At 68.9% G+C, this 15,124-nt stretch carries 17 protein-coding genes and 1 tRNA gene; 11 read left to right on the top strand and 7 right to left on the bottom strand.

The annotated features are described in order from the left end of the window. On the bottom strand, nucleotides 1–387 hold a 387-nt coding region (locus MKK75_RS08100; protein ID WP_244042084.1), incomplete at its 3' end, for an AAA family ATPase. A 245-nt stretch (nucleotides 388–632) separates the two neighbouring features. On the opposite strand from MKK75_RS08100, the gene MKK75_RS08105 reads away from it, so the two are divergent. Together MKK75_RS08105 and MKK75_RS08110 are read left to right on the top strand one after the other, a co-directional pair. Beyond that, complete coding sequence (locus MKK75_RS08105) at nucleotides 633–866, top strand: hypothetical protein (RefSeq protein WP_244042085.1); 234 nt, start codon at nucleotides 633–635, stop codon at nucleotides 864–866. A gap of 469 nt (nucleotides 867–1,335) precedes the next feature. Continuing rightward, nucleotides 1,336–1,713: a hypothetical protein gene (locus MKK75_RS08110; protein WP_244042086.1), complete on the top strand. Its 378-nt coding sequence runs from the start codon at nucleotides 1,336–1,338 to the stop codon at nucleotides 1,711–1,713. Here MKK75_RS08110 and MKK75_RS08115 read toward each other — a convergent pair. Continuing rightward, nucleotides 1,688–2,041, bottom strand: coding sequence for a hypothetical protein (locus MKK75_RS08115; protein ID WP_244042087.1), 354 nt, complete (start codon nucleotides 2,039–2,041; stop codon nucleotides 1,688–1,690). The two genes, MKK75_RS08110 and MKK75_RS08115, sit on opposite strands and share 26 nt — an antisense overlap. A 73-nt stretch (nucleotides 2,042–2,114) precedes the next feature. Here MKK75_RS08115 and MKK75_RS08120 point away from each other — a divergent pair, with 73 nt between their 5' ends. Together MKK75_RS08120 and MKK75_RS08125 are read left to right on the top strand one after the other, a co-directional pair. Continuing rightward, nucleotides 2,115–3,008 (top strand): GGDEF domain-containing protein, encoded by an 894-nt coding sequence (locus tag MKK75_RS08120; protein ID WP_244042088.1) that lies wholly within the window; start codon nucleotides 2,115–2,117, stop codon nucleotides 3,006–3,008. A 215-nt stretch (nucleotides 3,009–3,223) separates the two neighbouring features. Next, complete coding sequence (locus MKK75_RS08125) at nucleotides 3,224–3,910, top strand: LuxR C-terminal-related transcriptional regulator (protein ID WP_244042089.1); 687 nt, start codon at nucleotides 3,224–3,226, stop codon at nucleotides 3,908–3,910. Between the two features lie 37 nt (nucleotides 3,911–3,947). On the opposite strand, the gene MKK75_RS08130 is transcribed toward MKK75_RS08125, so the two are convergent. Beyond that, on the bottom strand, nucleotides 3,948–5,168 hold the full coding sequence (locus MKK75_RS08130; protein WP_244042090.1) for a DNA topoisomerase IB: 1,221 nt from the start codon (nucleotides 5,166–5,168) through the stop codon (nucleotides 3,948–3,950). 135 nt (nucleotides 5,169–5,303) lie between these two features. On the opposite strand from MKK75_RS08130, the gene MKK75_RS08135 reads away from it, so the two are divergent. The 4 genes from MKK75_RS08135 to MKK75_RS08150 all read left to right on the top strand — a co-directional run bounded on the left by MKK75_RS08135 (nucleotide 5,304) and on the right by MKK75_RS08150 (nucleotide 8,664). Next, on the top strand, nucleotides 5,304–6,473 hold the full coding sequence (locus tag MKK75_RS08135; protein WP_244042091.1) for a glycosyltransferase family 4 protein: 1,170 nt from the start codon (nucleotides 5,304–5,306) through the stop codon (nucleotides 6,471–6,473). 2 nt (nucleotides 6,474–6,475) lie between these two features. After that, nucleotides 6,476–7,135: a class I SAM-dependent methyltransferase gene (locus MKK75_RS08140; RefSeq protein WP_244042092.1), complete on the top strand. Its 660-nt coding sequence runs from the start codon at nucleotides 6,476–6,478 to the stop codon at nucleotides 7,133–7,135. A gap of 175 nt (nucleotides 7,136–7,310) precedes the next feature. Further along, complete coding sequence (locus tag MKK75_RS08145) at nucleotides 7,311–7,901, top strand: NAD(P)H-dependent oxidoreductase (protein WP_409567539.1); 591 nt, start codon at nucleotides 7,311–7,313, stop codon at nucleotides 7,899–7,901. Nucleotides 7,902–8,046: 145 nt separating this feature from the next. Then, the gene (locus tag MKK75_RS08150; protein WP_244042093.1) at nucleotides 8,047–8,664 is read left to right on the top strand and encodes a cytochrome b; all 618 of its coding nucleotides are present in this window, start codon (nucleotides 8,047–8,049) and stop codon (nucleotides 8,662–8,664) included. Here MKK75_RS08150 and MKK75_RS08155 read toward each other — a convergent pair whose 3' ends face one another. Both MKK75_RS08155 and MKK75_RS08160 read right to left on the bottom strand, forming a co-directional pair. Next, nucleotides 8,665–9,525: an AprI/Inh family metalloprotease inhibitor gene (locus tag MKK75_RS08155; RefSeq protein ID WP_244042094.1), complete on the bottom strand. Its 861-nt coding sequence runs from the start codon at nucleotides 9,523–9,525 to the stop codon at nucleotides 8,665–8,667. After that, nucleotides 9,522–10,487 (bottom strand): 2-hydroxyacid dehydrogenase, encoded by a 966-nt coding sequence (locus MKK75_RS08160; protein WP_244042095.1) that lies wholly within the window; start codon nucleotides 10,485–10,487, stop codon nucleotides 9,522–9,524. The genes MKK75_RS08155 and MKK75_RS08160 overlap by 4 nt, the downstream gene beginning before the upstream one ends. 240 nt (nucleotides 10,488–10,727) lie before the next feature. On the opposite strand from MKK75_RS08160, the gene leuC reads away from it, so the two are divergent. From leuC to MKK75_RS08175, 3 genes are all read left to right on the top strand, one after another. After that, nucleotides 10,728–12,140 carry a 3-isopropylmalate dehydratase large subunit gene (leuC, locus tag MKK75_RS08165; protein ID WP_244042096.1) on the top strand — a complete coding sequence of 471 codons (1,413 nt, stop codon included), beginning with the start codon at nucleotides 10,728–10,730 and terminating at the stop codon, nucleotides 12,138–12,140. A gap of 67 nt (nucleotides 12,141–12,207) precedes the next feature. Further along, nucleotides 12,208–12,292 (top strand) — tRNA-Leu (locus MKK75_RS08170). Nucleotides 12,293–12,384: 92 nt separating this feature from the next. Next, complete coding sequence (locus MKK75_RS08175) at nucleotides 12,385–14,163, top strand: tyrosine-type recombinase/integrase (protein WP_244042097.1); 1,779 nt, start codon at nucleotides 12,385–12,387, stop codon at nucleotides 14,161–14,163. Nucleotides 14,164–14,341: 178 nt separating this feature from the next. Here the strand turns inward: MKK75_RS08175 and MKK75_RS08180 are convergent, their stop codons facing one another. Together MKK75_RS08180 and MKK75_RS08185 are read right to left on the bottom strand one after the other, a co-directional pair. Further along, entirely contained in the window at nucleotides 14,342–14,551 is a 210-nt protein-coding gene (locus MKK75_RS08180) for a hypothetical protein (protein ID WP_244042098.1), read from the bottom strand. A 118-nt stretch (nucleotides 14,552–14,669) separates the two neighbouring features. Next, nucleotides 14,670–14,849 (bottom strand): hypothetical protein, encoded by a 180-nt coding sequence (locus MKK75_RS08185; protein WP_244042099.1) that lies wholly within the window; start codon nucleotides 14,847–14,849, stop codon nucleotides 14,670–14,672. Nucleotides 14,850–15,124 lie beyond the last annotated feature (275 nt).

Raw genomic sequence — 15,124 nt, forward strand, 5'->3', positions numbered from 1 at the left:
GTAGAGGATCTCCTCGACCGCCGGGTTGAGGCGGTGGATCTCGTCGATGAACAGGACGTCGCGCTCGTCGAGGTTGGTGAGCTGGGCGGCCAGATCCCCGGCCTTGGCGATGACCGGCCCGGACGTGGAGCGGAAGTTCACGCCGAGTTCGCGGGCGACGATCTGGGCGAGCGTGGTCTTGCCGAGGCCGGGGGGGCCCACGAACAGGACGTGGTCCAGCGCCTGCCCGGTCTTGCGCGCGGCCTCGATGAAGATCTGCATGTTGGCCCGCGCCGCGCGCTGGCCGATGAACTCGGACAGGCTCAGCGGGCGGATCGTCTGATCCGCGTCCTCGGCCCGCTTCTCCGGCGTCAGAAGCGCGTTGGTCGGCGGTTTCGGCTTGCTCATGAATTCAGGCTTCCGGACCCTCGCTCCGTGGACGGGACCTGCCGTCCCCCGGACGGGACATCGGCGGAGCCCGGGGAGCCGTCGCGTTCAGGCCCGACCTCCTTAACGGCGATTGCCGGGATGTCTAAGCGCCGCCATCGGGTGCGTAGCGGCGCACGTCATCCACCGCCCGCGATGAAACCGAAGCGGCGGCCCGCGCATTTCTGCACCGATCCTCCAAGCATGGCCTTAGGGCGCTCTCTCCGATGACATTCCGAACGACCGCACTCGGCGCGGCGAGCGCCGTGCTTCTCCTCACGACCGTCGCCGGCCAGGCGGCAGGCGCATCGGGCGAGACCAAGGTCGCCGATGCGGGCCCGCAGGTGCACGCCGCCACCGGCGCCGAACGGGACGACGAGGCGAGTTGCAGCCGGGCCCGCCGCCGCCTCTGGATCGAAGGGGAGGGCTGGGTCGTCCGGCGCATCACGACCTGCCGCTGATGCGAGCGGACTTGCGTCGGTAGGCCAACGCCTCATTCGCACAGAGCCTCGATGCATCGCAGGTTTTCGTCGCACAACCCGTGACCACGCTCTCGGAATGTGCCGAGGCTCGGAGCCAAGCCCGGTCAAGGTCTTTCACGCTCGACTTCGCCGCCACGGCTCATCGGCATCGCGAGCATAGCGACCCAGGGGAGCGCGATCTCGGTGAGCATGGCGCCACCCTGGATGGCTTCGCTTGCGCTCGCAGAGACGGCGGCAACCCACGGGGCACCCGAAGTCGATGAGCGATATGAAGAAAACTTTACCCGAGAGCGGGTCGGGAACACCCTGCAAGGGTTCGGCTCGAAGCCCTCGAGGTTCGGGTCAGCGATGTTACGCAGTCTTCGCGGCTGGAGCCGCGGAACGGGCCAGGGTCGGTTCGGTTTCCCAGCATCCCGCGCGACGCGCGCCGACCGAATGGAACCGCCCCATGGCGATCCGGACAATCCTGCCGCTCCTGACCCTGATCCTGGCCGTGCCTGCCTCGGCCCAGGGTTACGGGGCCGCAATCCCCTCCGCGCCGGCCTATGGGGACGGGTACGGCTTCGCCGGAGAATTCGTGCGCGGCGACTACATTGGAGCACCGCTGACCCAGGTGCCGAGCCCGACGCAGATCGTCCCATCGCCCTGGAGCTACGGCACCTACGGCGTCCCCACCGTCTCCGGCATCGCGCCGGCCCCCACGGCACGCCCGACGCTCACGGTGATCCACCCCGCCGGATCGAAGGGCCGCCAGCGTCTCGGCGCCGTGGCGCAGGAGCAGACCGCCGGGGCGCAGATCATCACGATTCAGGTTCCCCGTCGCTGAGCCCGGCGTACCAGTCCGCATAGGGCGTGGTGCGAACGAGGTGCCGGTTGAAGTCCGGCGCCCCGTCGCGCCACCAGACCGGTCCACGCTCCCCTAAACCGACCTTGGCGGCTTCGACCTGAGCGCGGGCTGCGGAGAGAGCCTCGGCGGCACCAGCCGCACCCTCGCGCTCGCCCTGCTTGGCCGCCTTCACGGCCCGCCGTGCCGCCATCAGCTGGGCGACCAGGCGCGACCGCCGGTCCGGCGCGAGTTCAGGATCGGCGCAACGCCAAAGTCGTCCACGGACAATGATATAGCGCTGGTCTGGGGTGTTTATTGCCACGCTCATATTATTGTCCAACCCGTTTGTGGTGGGTTAAGTCTTCTGCATTAGACCGCGGATATCGTGTCCAGGTCACGCCATGCAGATCGTCATCGTCGACTCGAGCCGCGTCGTTCTCCAGATCATCGCCTCGCTGGTCGAGCCCCGCGGCCACGCCGTGCATGTCTTCACCGACTCGGCGCAGGCCCTCGCGTTCCTGAAGGCCGAGCCCGCGGTCCGCGTCCTCATCACGAGCCTCGAGGTGCGGCCGCTCTGCGGACTCGAACTGTGCTGGTCGGCGCGCCTGCTCGCGGAGGAGCGGGGCCCGCTGCATGTCATCACGATGTCCTCGGCCCGCAACGTCCGCAGCTTGGCCGAGGCCCTCGACAGCGGCGCCGACGACTTCATCGAGAAGCCGCCGAGCGCCGAGGAACTGAACGCGCGGCTGCGCGCGGCCGAGCGCCTGACCACCATGCAGGAGGAGCTCATCCGCCTGGCCGAGACGGACCCGCTCACCGGCGCCCTCAACCGGCGCGCCTTCTTCAACCGGGCCCGGATCGCCGCGGATCAGAACGCCCATCCGGGCGGCGTCTCGGCGATCCTGGCCGACATCGACCATTTCAAGCGCATCAACGATCAGTATGGACACGATGTCGGGGACCTGGCGATCACGGCCGTGGCCGATCTGATCGCCCGGGAGGGTATCGGCGGACGCCTGGGGGGCGAGGAGTTCGCGCTGATCCTGCCGGGATGCCGCATGGCGGACGCGGCCGCGCGGGCCGAACGCCTGCGCGCCGGCGTGCAGGATCTCCGGATCCGCGCGGGCGAGGCCACCGTCGCGCTGACCTGCAGCTTCGGCGTCAGCAGCTGGACCACCGGAGACAGTGTCGAAGCTTTGATCAAGCGCGCGGATGTCGCCCTGTACGCTGCCAAAACCGATGGGCGAAACCGCGTCGTGGCGTCCTGGCGCGACGCGGGAGCAGTCGTCGCGTAATGAACCAGCGTCGCCGCCCCATATCGGCACGCCGGCTCCCAGCATAGCGGCGCCGAGTCCCGGAACGGGATGCCGACCAACTTAAATCACCTGAATTCGCGGCATATATGCCGAAATAAAGCTTAATATTTCTCACATTCTGCTGGAACAGTTCTTGGAACTCAGTCTCCGATCCCGGTCGCCTGTATCGAGCCGGGAGAGCGGAGTGCGAGGCAATGAGTACCGCCGTTGGCGTCCTGATCCTGGATGAGCCGCAGGACCTGAGCGCGACCGTCCGCGCGACCCTGGAGCACATGCCGGAATTCCACACGATCGGCGAGGCCGATCTGGCGATGGCCGATACCGACCACGCGGTCGCCCTGGTCTTCCTCGACGAGATCCGGCTGGCGGACGGGATCGCGCGTATCGTCGATCTCAAGGAACGGCAGCCGCACCTGCGCACCCTCGTGGCGTTCGGCGCACTGACGGCCGATGACCTCCGCGCTCTCCTGACCGCGGGGGCCGACGCCTTCGTGGCGCGTTCGAAAGCCCCGCGGGAACTGGCGGCGGCGCTCCTCGCGCTGGCCGAGGGCTCCGATTGCCTCGTGCCGCCGGAGCAGCCCCTGGCGCTGGCGAACGAGCCGGCCGACAGCCTCGGGCTCACGCCGCGCGAAGCGGAGGTGCTGCGCTTCCTCAGCTCGGGCTTCAGCAACAAGGAGGTGGCCCGGCGCCTCGCGCTCAGCGTCCGCACGGTGGAGACGCACCGGCTGAACCTGCGCCGCAAGACGCAGACCGGCCGTCTGAAGGACCTCGTCTCCCTGGCCCGGCAGCTCGGGCTGGCACCGGTCGTGGACACCGCCGATCAGGTCCGGCGCACCACCGAGCGCAGGTCGTCGGGCAACGACAGCCAGTCCCGGCATTGATCGGGGCCCGGTGCGACCGCGCGGCGGTGGCGTCGTCTCAGGCGGCACCGGCCCGCGTGTCGGTTCCGGCGCGCGACGGACGTTCCGCCTTCGCGGCCGATGCCTTGCGCTGCCCTGTCCGTCCCGGCGAACTCCGATTCTTGGCGGCCGGCTTGACCCGCTTGCCGTCTCGGGCCTCGCCCTCGCTCGCGGCGAGCCGTGCGTGGAGCAGCGCCAGCACCGCGGCTTCCTCCGACCGGAGGCTCGGCAGATCCTCGCTCAGTTCGGACTCGACGACCTCCTTCACATGCAGGAGCAGGCCCCCCTCCATGTAGCAGTCGAGGATCTGCGGATGGATGTAGCATTTGCGGCAGATGGTCGGCGTGTTGCCCAGCCGTCCCGCCACGCTCTCGATCGCCGCCCGGACGTTGCGCTTGGCGGCGGCGTCGGTGTCGAAGCTCTCGAACTCGCGCAGCGCCAGTGCCGCCAGCACCGTGCCGGCCCAGGTACGAAAGTCCTTGGCGGTGAAGTCCTCGCCGGTGATCGCGCGCAGATACGCGTTCACGTCCGAGGAGGTGACGTCGCGCTGCGTACCGTCCTCGTCGAGGTACTGGAACAGCTCCTGCCCGGGCAGGTCCTGGCAGGCCTTCACGATCCGGGCGACGCGGCGGTCCTTCAGGGAGACGTCCCAGGTCTTGCCGCTCTTGCCCTTGAACCGGAACGACAGGGCCGAGCCCTCGATCCGGACGTGGGGGTCGCGCAGGGTGGTGAGCCCGTAGCTCTTGTTGGTGCGCGCGTAATCGTCGTTGCCGACGCGGATCAGGGTCGTCTCCAGCAGGTGGACGACGGTGGCGAGCACCGTCTCGCGGGAAAGACCCGGCCGCTTCATGTCGGCGTCGACCCGCTGGCGGATCCCCGGCAGGGCGCCGGCGAAGGCCATGATCCGCGAGAACTTGTCGGCTTCCCGGGCCTGCCGGAAATCCGGGTGGTAGCGGTACTGCTTCCGCCCCTTGGCGTCGCGGCCCGTCGCCTGGATGTGGCCGTTGCGGCGGGCGCAGATCCAGACATCCGTGTAGGCCGGGGGAATGGCGAGCGCCTTGATGCGGGCCAGCACCGCCTTGTCGCGCACCGGCGCGCCCCGGGCGTCGAGGTAGCGGAAACCCGTGCCGCTGCGCTTGCGGGTCAGGCCCGGCCGGCTGTCGTCGACGTAGACGAGTCCGGCCTCCTCCGCCGCTTCGCGCAGGCTTCCGCCACCCTCAGCCGTCTCGACAGCCGCCATCGCGTGATCCTCCCGCATACGCCGCCGGACACGAGGCCGGCGAGAAGGTCCAGTTCAACCGGCGGCGCGGCGGCGCTGTTCCGCGCCTGCGCATCCGCCGCAGGCCGATCCGCCGCGCCGTGCTAGAGGGCTGTGATGGACCCCGCCCCCGAGACCTCGCTCCAAAATCCCCCGGCCGCGATGGGCCGCATCGCCTTCGTGGTGACCGAGGACTGGTTCTTCGCCTCGCACTTCCTGCCGATGGCGCGGGCCGCCATGGCGATGGGCCTGTCGGTGACCGTCATCACGCGGGTGCGCGCGCACCGCGCCGTCATCGAGGCGACCGGTGCCAGGGTCGTGCCCCTGGAGGCGGAGCGTTCAAGCCTCAACCCCATGGCGGCGGGCTATGCCGCCGGGCAGCTCGCCGGGATCCTGAAGGCGCTCCGGGCCGACATCGTCCACTGCATCGCGCTGCGCGGGATCCTGGTCGGCGGCACGGCCGCCGCGATGGCCGGCATTCCGGCGCGGGTCTTCGCCCTGACCGGCCTCGGCCTCACGGGCGCCCGCGGCGACCGGCTCGGACGCGCGGCGCGGCTCGCCCTGCGGACGCTGATCCGCGGCCCGCTCGCCTCTTCGCGCACGCGCTTCCTGTTCGAGAACCCCGACGACGCCCGGGCGCTGGGCCTCGACCCGCTGGACCAGTCGGTCACCGTGATCGGGGGCGCCGGGGTGGATCCCGCCGCCTACCGGCCGCAGCCGCTGCCCCCGATGCCGCCCCTGCGGGTCGCCCTGGTCGCGCGCATGCTGTGGTCGAAGGGGGTCGACGTCGCCGTGGAGGCCGTCCGCCTCGCCCGCACACAAGGGGCCGCGATCGAGCTCGATCTCTACGGCGCGCCAGACCCGTCGAACCGGCGCGCGATCGCCGAGACGACGCTGCGGGACTGGAGCCGCGACGGCGTCGCGTGGCACGGTCCCACCGCCGATGTGGCCGCCACCTGGGCATCCCATCAGGTCGCCTGCCTGCCGTCCCGGGGCGGGGAGGGGCTGCCGCGCACGCTGCTGGAGGCCGGCGCCTGCGGCCGGGCGCTGGTCGCCTCGGACGTTCCGGGCTGCCGCAGCCTCGTGCGCGACGGCGTCGAAGGCCTGCTCGTCCCTCCGGACGACGCGCCGGCTCTGGCACAGGCCTTGGTTCGGCTGAGCCGCGACCCCGCCCTCGTGGCGAGCCTCGGTACGGCGGCGCGGGCGCGGATCGAGGCAGGGGGCTTCACCGAGGCCGCCGTGACCGAGGCCGTCTGCGCCCTCTGGCGCGACCTCTTGGAAGGCTGAGGATGCGCCCGCCCGACGATCCCGCCGGCTTCATCCGCGCCAACACCCGGCTGCTGCCGGTGCCGCACGCCCCGGAGATCCGACTCCACGTCGCCGACGAGGCGACCGCCCTGTGGGAGAAGACCGAGGCGGAGCTGGAGGCGATCGGCCTGCCGCCGCCGTTCTGGGCCTTCGCCTGGGCCGGCGGTCAGGCGCTCGCCCGCTACATTCTCGACAACCCGGCGCGCGCGGTCGGCGCCCGGGCCATCGACTTCGCGTCGGGCTCCGGCCTCGTGGCGATCGCCGCGGCGCGGGCCGGCGCCCGGCACGTCACCGCCAGCGACCTCGACCCCTTCGCCATGGCGGCGATCCGCCTGAACGCCGCCGCCAACGGCGTGGCCCGCGTGATCGAGCCGGTCTCCGAGAACCTCCTCGGGACGGACCCCGCGGTCGATCTCGTCCTGGCGGCCGACGTGTTCTACGAGCGCGACCTCGCCGAGGCGGTGACGGCGTGGCTCGTCGCATTGCAGGCGCGCGGCGTGCAGGTCCTGATCGGCGATCCGGGCCGCACCTACCTGCCGCGCGAACGACTAACGTGCCTCGCGACCTACGCGGTTCCTGTTTCGCGATCCTTGGAAGATGCCGAGATCAAGAACAGCCACGTCTGGCGGTTGCGGCCATGACCATCATCATCAGAATCCATCCCGATCGATTCACCCAAGTGCGGCGCGCCAGCACGCCGAGGGTTCTTCCGGGACCGAAATGCGTTACCCTCGGCGAGGCCCACGCGGCGTGTCGGGCAGGCGCCAGATCGTTCGACGTCCCGAACCCGGGCGTCCGGCCGCGGAAGGTCATCCGATGAATAAGCCGTTGAGCGCCATGCCGCATTCCGCCCGCGTCGTCGCCTTCTCAGGGAGCGCCAATCGCCCGTCCCGGACCCGCCTCCTGGTCGAGGCGCTCGGGGCCGAGCTCGGCCGCCTGCGCCGGATCGACCTGACGGTCTACGACCTGATCGATGCCGGTCCGGGACTCGGCGCGACGCAGCGCGACGCGCTGTCGGCGCCGGCGGCGCGGCTGATCGAGGCGATCGAGGGCGCGGATGCCCTGATCGTCGGAACGCCCGTTTACCAAGGCGGTTACGCCGGGTTGTTCAAGCACGTGTTCGACTTCGTGGACCCGGCCCGGATGGTCGGGATGCCGGTGGCGCTCACCGCAACGGGGGGCGGCCTGCGCCATGCCCTGGTGGTCGAGCACAGCCTGCGGCCCCTGTTCGGCTTCTTCGCCGCGCACGTGGCGCCGACCTCGGTCTATGCGGGCTCCGACGACATGGCCGACGGCCGGATCCTCGACCGGACGGTGGCGACCCGCGTGAACAGCGCGGCGGCGGAACTCGCTGCCCTGATCGACGTGGCACGCCCGGTCGATGTGGCCATGCTGAACGCGCGGTGATCGGAACGATGCGCCGACCATTCGATTCGCATCGCCGGCTGTCCGAGGTCTCGGAATCGTTTCCGGACGCGATGCGGGAGCGCACTCCCCGGGATCGCAGCTGGCCCTAAGTCCAGACCCGAACCACGCTCACGCGCGAGGGATCATGTCAGGTTCTCCGATCACGGCCGGCAAGGCTGCGCCAACACCGCTGCCCGCCACCTACGTCACGGCCTCCGGGATGCCGCGCTACAACCCGGTCTCCCAGGCCCTGCACTGGCTGACGGCCGCCCTCGCCCTCGCGGTGCTGCCGCTCGCCTGGGTCGCGATCAGCCTGCCGCCCGCGCCCGCGAAGGGCAACCTGTTCGTCCTGCACAAGTCGGTGGGCCTGACGATCCTGGCCATCGTAGTCCTGCGGATCGTCTGGCGCATGTTCCGCCCCGCGCCGCCGGATCCCAAGGCGCCGCGGCTCCTGACGCTGATCGGGCGCGTCAACCACTACCTGCTCTACGCGATCTTCCTGATCATGCCGATCAGCGGCTACCTGCTGAGCGCCTTCTCGGGCCGCGATACGCCGTACTTCTGGCTGTTCACGATTCCGGGCCTGACCAAGGACGAGGGCCCCCAGAAGATCGCTGAATCGATCCACCTCGTTGGGCAATGGTTCGTCTACGCCCTGGTGCTGCTGCACATCGCCGGCACCGCGTGGCATCTCATCATCCGCCGCGACGGGCTCTTAGAACGGATGCTGCCGGTCCAGGACGGCCGGAACGCGTCCCTGTAATCATTCCACGCGGCGCAGCACGAAGGTCGTGCCGACCTCCGGATCGCGCCGCCAGCGCCCGTCGCCGCTCGGCACGAGGTCGATGCTGTGGCCGCGCTTGGCCGTGAGGGTCATCCGCCCGTTGGCGTAGCGCCAGCGAACCGGATCGAACACCTCCAGCCCGCCGTCGTGGCAGCCGGGGACGAGGCGGACGCCGCCGCCGGTCCCGTCCAGCGTCAGCCGGCACGTGTCGCGCTCCTGGAACCGATCGAGGGCGTAGACCCCCGGTGCCGGACCCGGCACCGCATTCGTGGTGGTCGCCGCGGGCTGGAGTTCGGCCGGGAGAGGTGCCGCCGCCTGGAGCGGGGAGGGGGTCGGCGCGACGGCGGGCTCCGCCTCGGCGGCCGTCCCGCCATTCGGACGCATGCCCACGGTGTCGAGCGGGACGAGGCTGTAGTGCTCGCCGTTCTCGAGCTTGGCGACCAAGCTGCGCTGGTCGGGGCGCCGGACGAATTCGAGGATCGGGCGAACGTTCTTGTCGACGAAGTGCAGGCCGCTGTCGACGAACAGCCACCCGGCGATCCCGTTCATGATCGGCAGGGCCCGGCGGCAGCCCGCGGGGAAGCGCAGGCGCCGCCCGGCCTCGCCGCTGTCGAGGACGAGCGTCATCACGCAGCGCCGGTTGGTGCCGTCCCGCGATAGGTCCCAGGTGCCCGGAGCTTGACCGAGTTTTTCGGGGAGGCTCGTCAGGCTAGGCGGCGCGGCGAGCGCCGGCGGGTCTGCGGGGGCCAGCTCGGCGGGCGCCTCGGGGGTGTCCTGGGCCACCGCCGGCCATGGGGACAGGGCGAGTGCGGCGAGCAGCGCAGCCGAAGCCAGCTTCACGATTTCGGGCTCCAGGGCGTCTCGGCGACGGGCGTCAGCGGGCCCCGTCCCTCGAACCACGACACGACGTTGTCGACCACGAGCTGGGCCATCGCTGCGCGGGTGTGCTCGGAGGCCGAGCCGACATGCGGCAGCAGCACCGTGTTGTCGAGGGCGGCGAGGTCCTCCGGCACGTGCGGCTCGTTCTCGAACACGTCGAGGCCGGCCCCCAGGATCGTGCCGGCCTTCAGCGCCGCGGTGAGCGCCGCTTCATCGACCAGGGTGCCCCGCGCCACGTTGATCAGGATACCCTCGGGGCCCAGCGCCTCCAGCACGGCGGCATCGATCAGCCCGCGCGTCTCGGGCCCGCCGGGGGCGACCACGATCAGGATGTGGACCGCCTTGGCCAGGCCGATCAGGCTGTCGTGATAGGTATAGGGCACATCCGCCTGCCGGCGGCGGCCGTGATACGCGATCGCGACCCCGAAACTCTCCAGCCGCCGGGCGATCGCCCGGCCGATCCGCCCGAGCCCGAGGATGCCGACGCGCCGCCCGCGCAGGGAGGCGGTGAGCGGGAAGGGGGCCTTCGGCCAGTGGCCGGCGCGCAGGTAGCGGTCCGCCTGCGGCAGCCGCCGCAGCGTGGCGAGGGTGAGGCCGATCGCGAGATCGGCGACCTCGTCGGTCAGCACGTCCGGCGTGTTGGTGACCACGATGCCGCGCTGCTGCGCCGCCCCGGCGTCGACCGCGTCGTAGCCGACGCCGAAATTGGCGATGAGTTCGAGCTTCGGCAGACGATCCATCAAGGCCGCATCGACCGCGCCGCCGACGCACAAGGCCCGGACCCGCGGGCCGACCTCGGCGAGCAGCGCGTCGGGATCCGCGGCTCCGGCGAGCCGATGGACGACGTGCCGCCCGTCGAAGGCTGCCTCAACCAGCGGGTGCATCTTCCGCAGGAACAGGATCTCGGCCGGCGCATCTGGCATCGTTCACTCCCACCTTCGGCCGTTCGGCGAAACGGCCGGCTCTCCCGCCCGGCATAGGGCCTGGGCGGGGTGCAACGCCAGCGGGATAGGGCCGCCGCCATGACATCCATTCACCGGCGCCGGGCGGTCGTTTGACCGGGGACGGGCTCGCCCCTTTCGCAAACCGCACGCGATGCCTACTAAGGAGGCCGCACCATTGCGAGAGTTCTGCACCGCCTCATCTTTCGAAGACGAAGACCGATGACCAGCCCACGCACCCTGTACGACAAGATTTGGGACGACCACGTCGTCGATGTCCAGCCGGACGGTTCCAGCCTCCTCTACATCGACCGTCACCTCGTTCACGAGGTCACGAGCCCGCAGGCCTTCGAGGGCCTTCGCACGGCCGGCCGCAGGGTGCGCCACCCGGAGAAGACGCTGGCGGTGGTGGACCACAACGTCCAGACCTCCGACCGCTCGAAGGGCATCGACGATCCCGAGAGCCGGACCCAGCTCGAAGCGCTCGCCGAGAACGTGCGCGACTTCGGCATCGAGTTCTACGACGCCCTCGACCGGCGCCAGGGCATCGTCCACATTATCGGGCCGGAGCAGGGCTTCACGCTGCCCGGCCAGACCATCGTGTGCGGCGATTCCCACACCTCGACGCACGGCGCCTTCGGGGCGCTGGCGCACGGCATCGGCACCTCGGAGGTCGAGCACGTGCTGGCGACCCAGACGCTGGTGCAGCGCAAGGCCCGGAACATGCGCGTCACCGTGGACGGCACGCTGTCGGCGGGCGTGACCGCCAAGGATATCATCCTGGCGATCATCGGCGAGATCGGCACGGCGGGCGGCACCGGCCACGTGATCGAGTATGCCGGCGAGGCGATCCGCGCCCTCTCGCTGGAGGGCCGGATGACGATCTGCAACATGTCGATCGAGGGTGGCGCCCGGGCCGGCATGGTGGCGCCCGACGCCACGACCTTCGCGTACGTCAAGGACCGGCCGAAGGCCCCGAAGGGCGCGGCCTTCGAGGCGGCCTGCCGCTACTGGGAGAACCTCGTCACCGACGAGGGCGCGTTCTTCGACCGCGAGATACGCCTCGACGCCGCCAACCTGCCGCCGCTGGTGAGCTGGGGCACGAGCCCCGAGGACGTGATCTCGATCCAGGGACGCGTGCCGGACCCGTCCGGGATCGCCGACGAGAACAAGCGGCAATCCAAGGAGAAGGCGCTGGCCTATATGGGGCTGACGCCGGGCACCCGGATCACCGACATCACCCTCGACCGGATCTTCATCGGCTCCTGCACCAACGGACGCATCGAGGATCTGCGCGAGGTCGCTCGGGTGGTCGGCGACCGCAAGGTGCACGAGGGCGTCTCGGCGATGATCGTGCCGGGCTCGGGCCTCGTGAAGGCGCAGGCGGAGGCCGAAGGTCTCGACCGGATCCTGAAGGCGGCGGGCTTCGACTGGCGCGAGCCGGGCTGCTCCATGTGCCTCGGCATGAACCCGGATAAGCTGCGGCCGGGCGAGCGCTGCGCCTCGACCTCGAACCGCAACTTCGAGGGCCGCCAGGGTCCGCGCGGGCGCACGCATCTGGTCTCGCCCGCGATGGCGGCGGCGGCGGCGGTGGCCGGTCGCTTCGTCGACATCCGGGAATGGCCACAGCGCTGAAATCCCGATTGACGGCGACGGCTCGGTTGCCTAAACGGAGCCGTCGCCGGCCGATAGCCGGCAGCATGCCCAGGTGGCGGAATTGGTAGACGCGCTGGTTTCAGGTACCAGTCTCGCGAGAGGTGAAGGTTCGAGTCCTTTCCTGGGCACCACCGCCCGCTAAGTCGTTGCATCATTGATATGTCTGGCAAGATCGAGCCAAACCGGTATACATGACCGGGGTACACGCTCGATGGGCCTGCGAATGACGACCGCGACAACACGCCGCGATTCCTCGCTCAAGCAATTTCAGAAGCGTGTGCCAGCCGACATCCTCGCGCAGGCACGCGGCCGCTCATTCTTGATCACTCTGCCCGCGTTTGGGCCAACGCCTGAAGACGTCGTCGAAGTTACGATCCGACCTGCGATCAGCTTCTCGTTGCGCGTGCGCGATCCGGCTGCCTCGAAGATGCGCGTCGGCGCGGCCGGTGCACAGCTGGAGCGCATTTTCGCTAGCCTTCGCCACGGTCCAGTCGAACTAACGCATAGGCAAACAGTCGCCCTTTCAGGCGAGGTGTATCGCCTCGTCGTTGGACGTTTCGAAATGGACCCTGGCGAGCCGGGAGACTGGGAAGCATGGAAAGCCTTCCACTGGGCAGCGATGGAAGGTCGCGTCCCGAATCCTCCAGCGATCTCGTGGCAGGCAATCATGGACGAGCGCAACGCTGCTCTCGGTGCGTTCGGAGTGGCAAGCGGTCCGGTTCTCCTCGATATCATCGAGGACCTACCAATCGGCGATAGCGCTCGCAGTCTTGAGATTCGCTTTGGGCTACTCGCCTCATGGGTGCTCACCCGCCACGGCCTTGAGGTCGCGCCGCGCAGCCGCCTACTTCTTCTTCAGCAGGTTGCCGAAGCGGCACTTGACGCTGGCTGGGCAATGAAAAGGGCGGCGCAGGGTGATTATACTTTGGACACGAAAGCAATGCGCTTTCCTCCCATCGAGTCGGGTAAGTCGCAGGCCGGCGTAACCGTCACTGAACTCTTCGAGAGATGGCGGAAAGAGAACAAGCCCGCGGCGAGCACGCTATCGACGTGGCGTGGCATCGTCGCCGATTTCGAGAACCACATCAAACACGCTGATGCGGCGCGCGTGACTGAGCACGACGTTGTCGGATGGAAAGATGCGCGTGTAGCGGCTGGCCGGGCGGCAAAGACCATCAACGACTCGGACCTCGCCTGCCTTCGCGTTCTGTTTCGGTTTGCCGTCACTAACAAGCTTATCGCCCAGAACCCGGTGGAGGGCATCAAGGTTAAGGTGAAGAGGCAGGCCGGCAAGGGAAAGCTGCCATACACTAACGATGAGGTCGCGCGACTCCTTGCCTACGCCGAGAAGGAGACGTTGCCCCACTTGCGATATGTGCCGATCTTGCTCGCGACTACGGGTTCGCGCGTTCAGGACATTGTGCAACTCTGGTCCGAAGGCGTTACGGTCGAAGAGGGCGTTCCGGTGCTGCGGATCACACCCGCTCCAGACGGTGCTAGCCTAAAGACCGTAGGATCCGAGCGGGTCATCCCGATGCATCCCGCCGTGCTAGCGTCCGGCTTTATCGAGTTTGCGCGGTCAAGGAACGGTCCGCTGTTTTACGGTAGTCGGCCTCGTCGCAAAATCCGCGAAGATGGCGAGGGTAAGCATCCCAGCAAAGGTACCTCGAACCGCGTCAGCGAATGGGTCCGCAAACAGCCGGGCTTCCAAGACAAGCGCAAAGATCCCAATCACGCCATGCGGCATTGGTTAAAATCGGCTGCCGCGAAGGCTGGCGTTCTCGACTCGGTCGCCAACCACATTCAGGGTCACACGGATTCGAGCGTCGCGGGACGTTACAGGCACCACGATGATCTAAAGAGCCTCGCCGACGCCCTGGCCAAGATCCCGATCCCAACCATGGGCTGCAGGGACGATAACGGCACTATGCCATCAGAGCGGCCCGACGCGGCAACGCTGCAAGGACGGCCTGCATCTCCATTGTCGCACAAGCGGCGTTAGTACGCCGGCGCGACGAATGCACCTCGTCCCCGACTGCCAGCTGGCAGTCGGCGCTTCGAAGCTGCTGCGCGGGTCGATTGGGCCCTGGGACACGTGGTCGAGGCCGTAGTCTCCGAAGCCGTCGGCTCGCCCCCCATACTACCCTTTCATCACGTGAGACACGCGGTCGGCTTAGCTGTCAACGGAGGGCTTCAGCCAGGACCACCGCAACCGACTGCACTAGCTTCGCCATTGGTTCGGGATCGATGCTGCCGCCGCTATCGTTGATCGATAGCTTGTTATTTATACTCGTGCGGCGCCCCTCGCGGTCGTCGGCCCATTCGGGGCCGAGGTCTAGGTTATCTGACACGGAGGTGCTGCCGGCCGCGTCCCAGTGGTAGAAGGCCAATTCGGCCGCGCCATCGTTCCCGGCCAGCACTAGGCGCGTGAACAGCTGTCCGTGCCCTGGCAGGTGCTAGATCCCGTAAACTGCTCGCGCCTCCCAGGCCCCATCGACTGTGACGGTGTCATGGCCGTCGACGTTCGTAACGAAGCGCGTCGCTTCCGACGATCCGTTCGATGGTCAGACGTGCGGACGCCTCGATCACCTCGGCAAAACGTGGCTCGCGGCTGCCGAAGGTGCGTTGGTAGGTGAGCGCGAGGTGCTCACCCAGCGCGTTAGCCAGCATCTTCGTCACATCGAACATAGCTGGTGCCTCACAAACTGAATGCACGCCAACACTGCGTGCTGCTTCTCTCAGCACCATGACGTCAAGTGAGTGGCGGCCCATACTGCTGAAACGCCTCGTACATCGATCTCCGAGGCAGGCCCGTAGGATCTCATAGCCGCCGTGGCTGCGCGCGCATTCCCCGGCTCGGCCGGTCCAGAGATCGAGGCGCTGGCCGGTACCATCGAGCGCGTCACCTTTCACAGCCCCGAGACCGGCTTCTGCGTCCTGAAGGTCCAGGCGCGGGGCAAGCG

The organism is Methylobacterium sp. J-030, assembly GCF_022829545.1.
Lineage (GTDB): Bacteria > Pseudomonadota > Alphaproteobacteria > Rhizobiales > Beijerinckiaceae > Methylobacterium.

What these genes read in the sequence shown, in the direction of transcription:
- MKK75_RS08105 (WP_244042085.1), top strand. Translation starts at nt 633, where the DNA reads ATGACATTCCGAACGACCGCACTCGGCGCGGCGAGCGCCGTGCTTCTC.
- MKK75_RS08110 (WP_244042086.1), top strand. Translation starts at nt 1,336, where the DNA reads ATGGCGATCCGGACAATCCTGCCGCTCCTGACCCTGATCCTGGCCGTG.
- MKK75_RS08115 (WP_244042087.1), bottom strand. Translation starts at nt 2,041, where the DNA reads ATGAGCGTGGCAATAAACACCCCAGACCAGCGCTATATCATTGTCCGT.
- MKK75_RS08120 (WP_244042088.1), top strand. Translation starts at nt 2,115, where the DNA reads ATGCAGATCGTCATCGTCGACTCGAGCCGCGTCGTTCTCCAGATCATC.
- MKK75_RS08125 (WP_244042089.1), top strand. Translation starts at nt 3,224, where the DNA reads ATGAGTACCGCCGTTGGCGTCCTGATCCTGGATGAGCCGCAGGACCTG.
- MKK75_RS08130 (WP_244042090.1), bottom strand. Translation starts at nt 5,168, where the DNA reads ATGGCGGCTGTCGAGACGGCTGAGGGTGGCGGAAGCCTGCGCGAAGCG.
- MKK75_RS08135 (WP_244042091.1), top strand. Translation starts at nt 5,304, where the DNA reads ATGGACCCCGCCCCCGAGACCTCGCTCCAAAATCCCCCGGCCGCGATG.
- MKK75_RS08140 (WP_244042092.1), top strand. Translation starts at nt 6,476, where the DNA reads ATGCGCCCGCCCGACGATCCCGCCGGCTTCATCCGCGCCAACACCCGG.
- MKK75_RS08145 (WP_409567539.1), top strand. Translation starts at nt 7,311, where the DNA reads ATGAATAAGCCGTTGAGCGCCATGCCGCATTCCGCCCGCGTCGTCGCC.
- MKK75_RS08150 (WP_244042093.1), top strand. Translation starts at nt 8,047, where the DNA reads ATGTCAGGTTCTCCGATCACGGCCGGCAAGGCTGCGCCAACACCGCTG.
- MKK75_RS08160 (WP_244042095.1), bottom strand. Translation starts at nt 10,487, where the DNA reads ATGCCAGATGCGCCGGCCGAGATCCTGTTCCTGCGGAAGATGCACCCG.
- leuC (WP_244042096.1), top strand. Translation starts at nt 10,728, where the DNA reads ATGACCAGCCCACGCACCCTGTACGACAAGATTTGGGACGACCACGTC.
- MKK75_RS08175 (WP_244042097.1), top strand. Translation starts at nt 12,385, where the DNA reads ATGACGACCGCGACAACACGCCGCGATTCCTCGCTCAAGCAATTTCAG.
- MKK75_RS08185 (WP_244042099.1), bottom strand. Translation starts at nt 14,849, where the DNA reads ATGTTCGATGTGACGAAGATGCTGGCTAACGCGCTGGGTGAGCACCTC.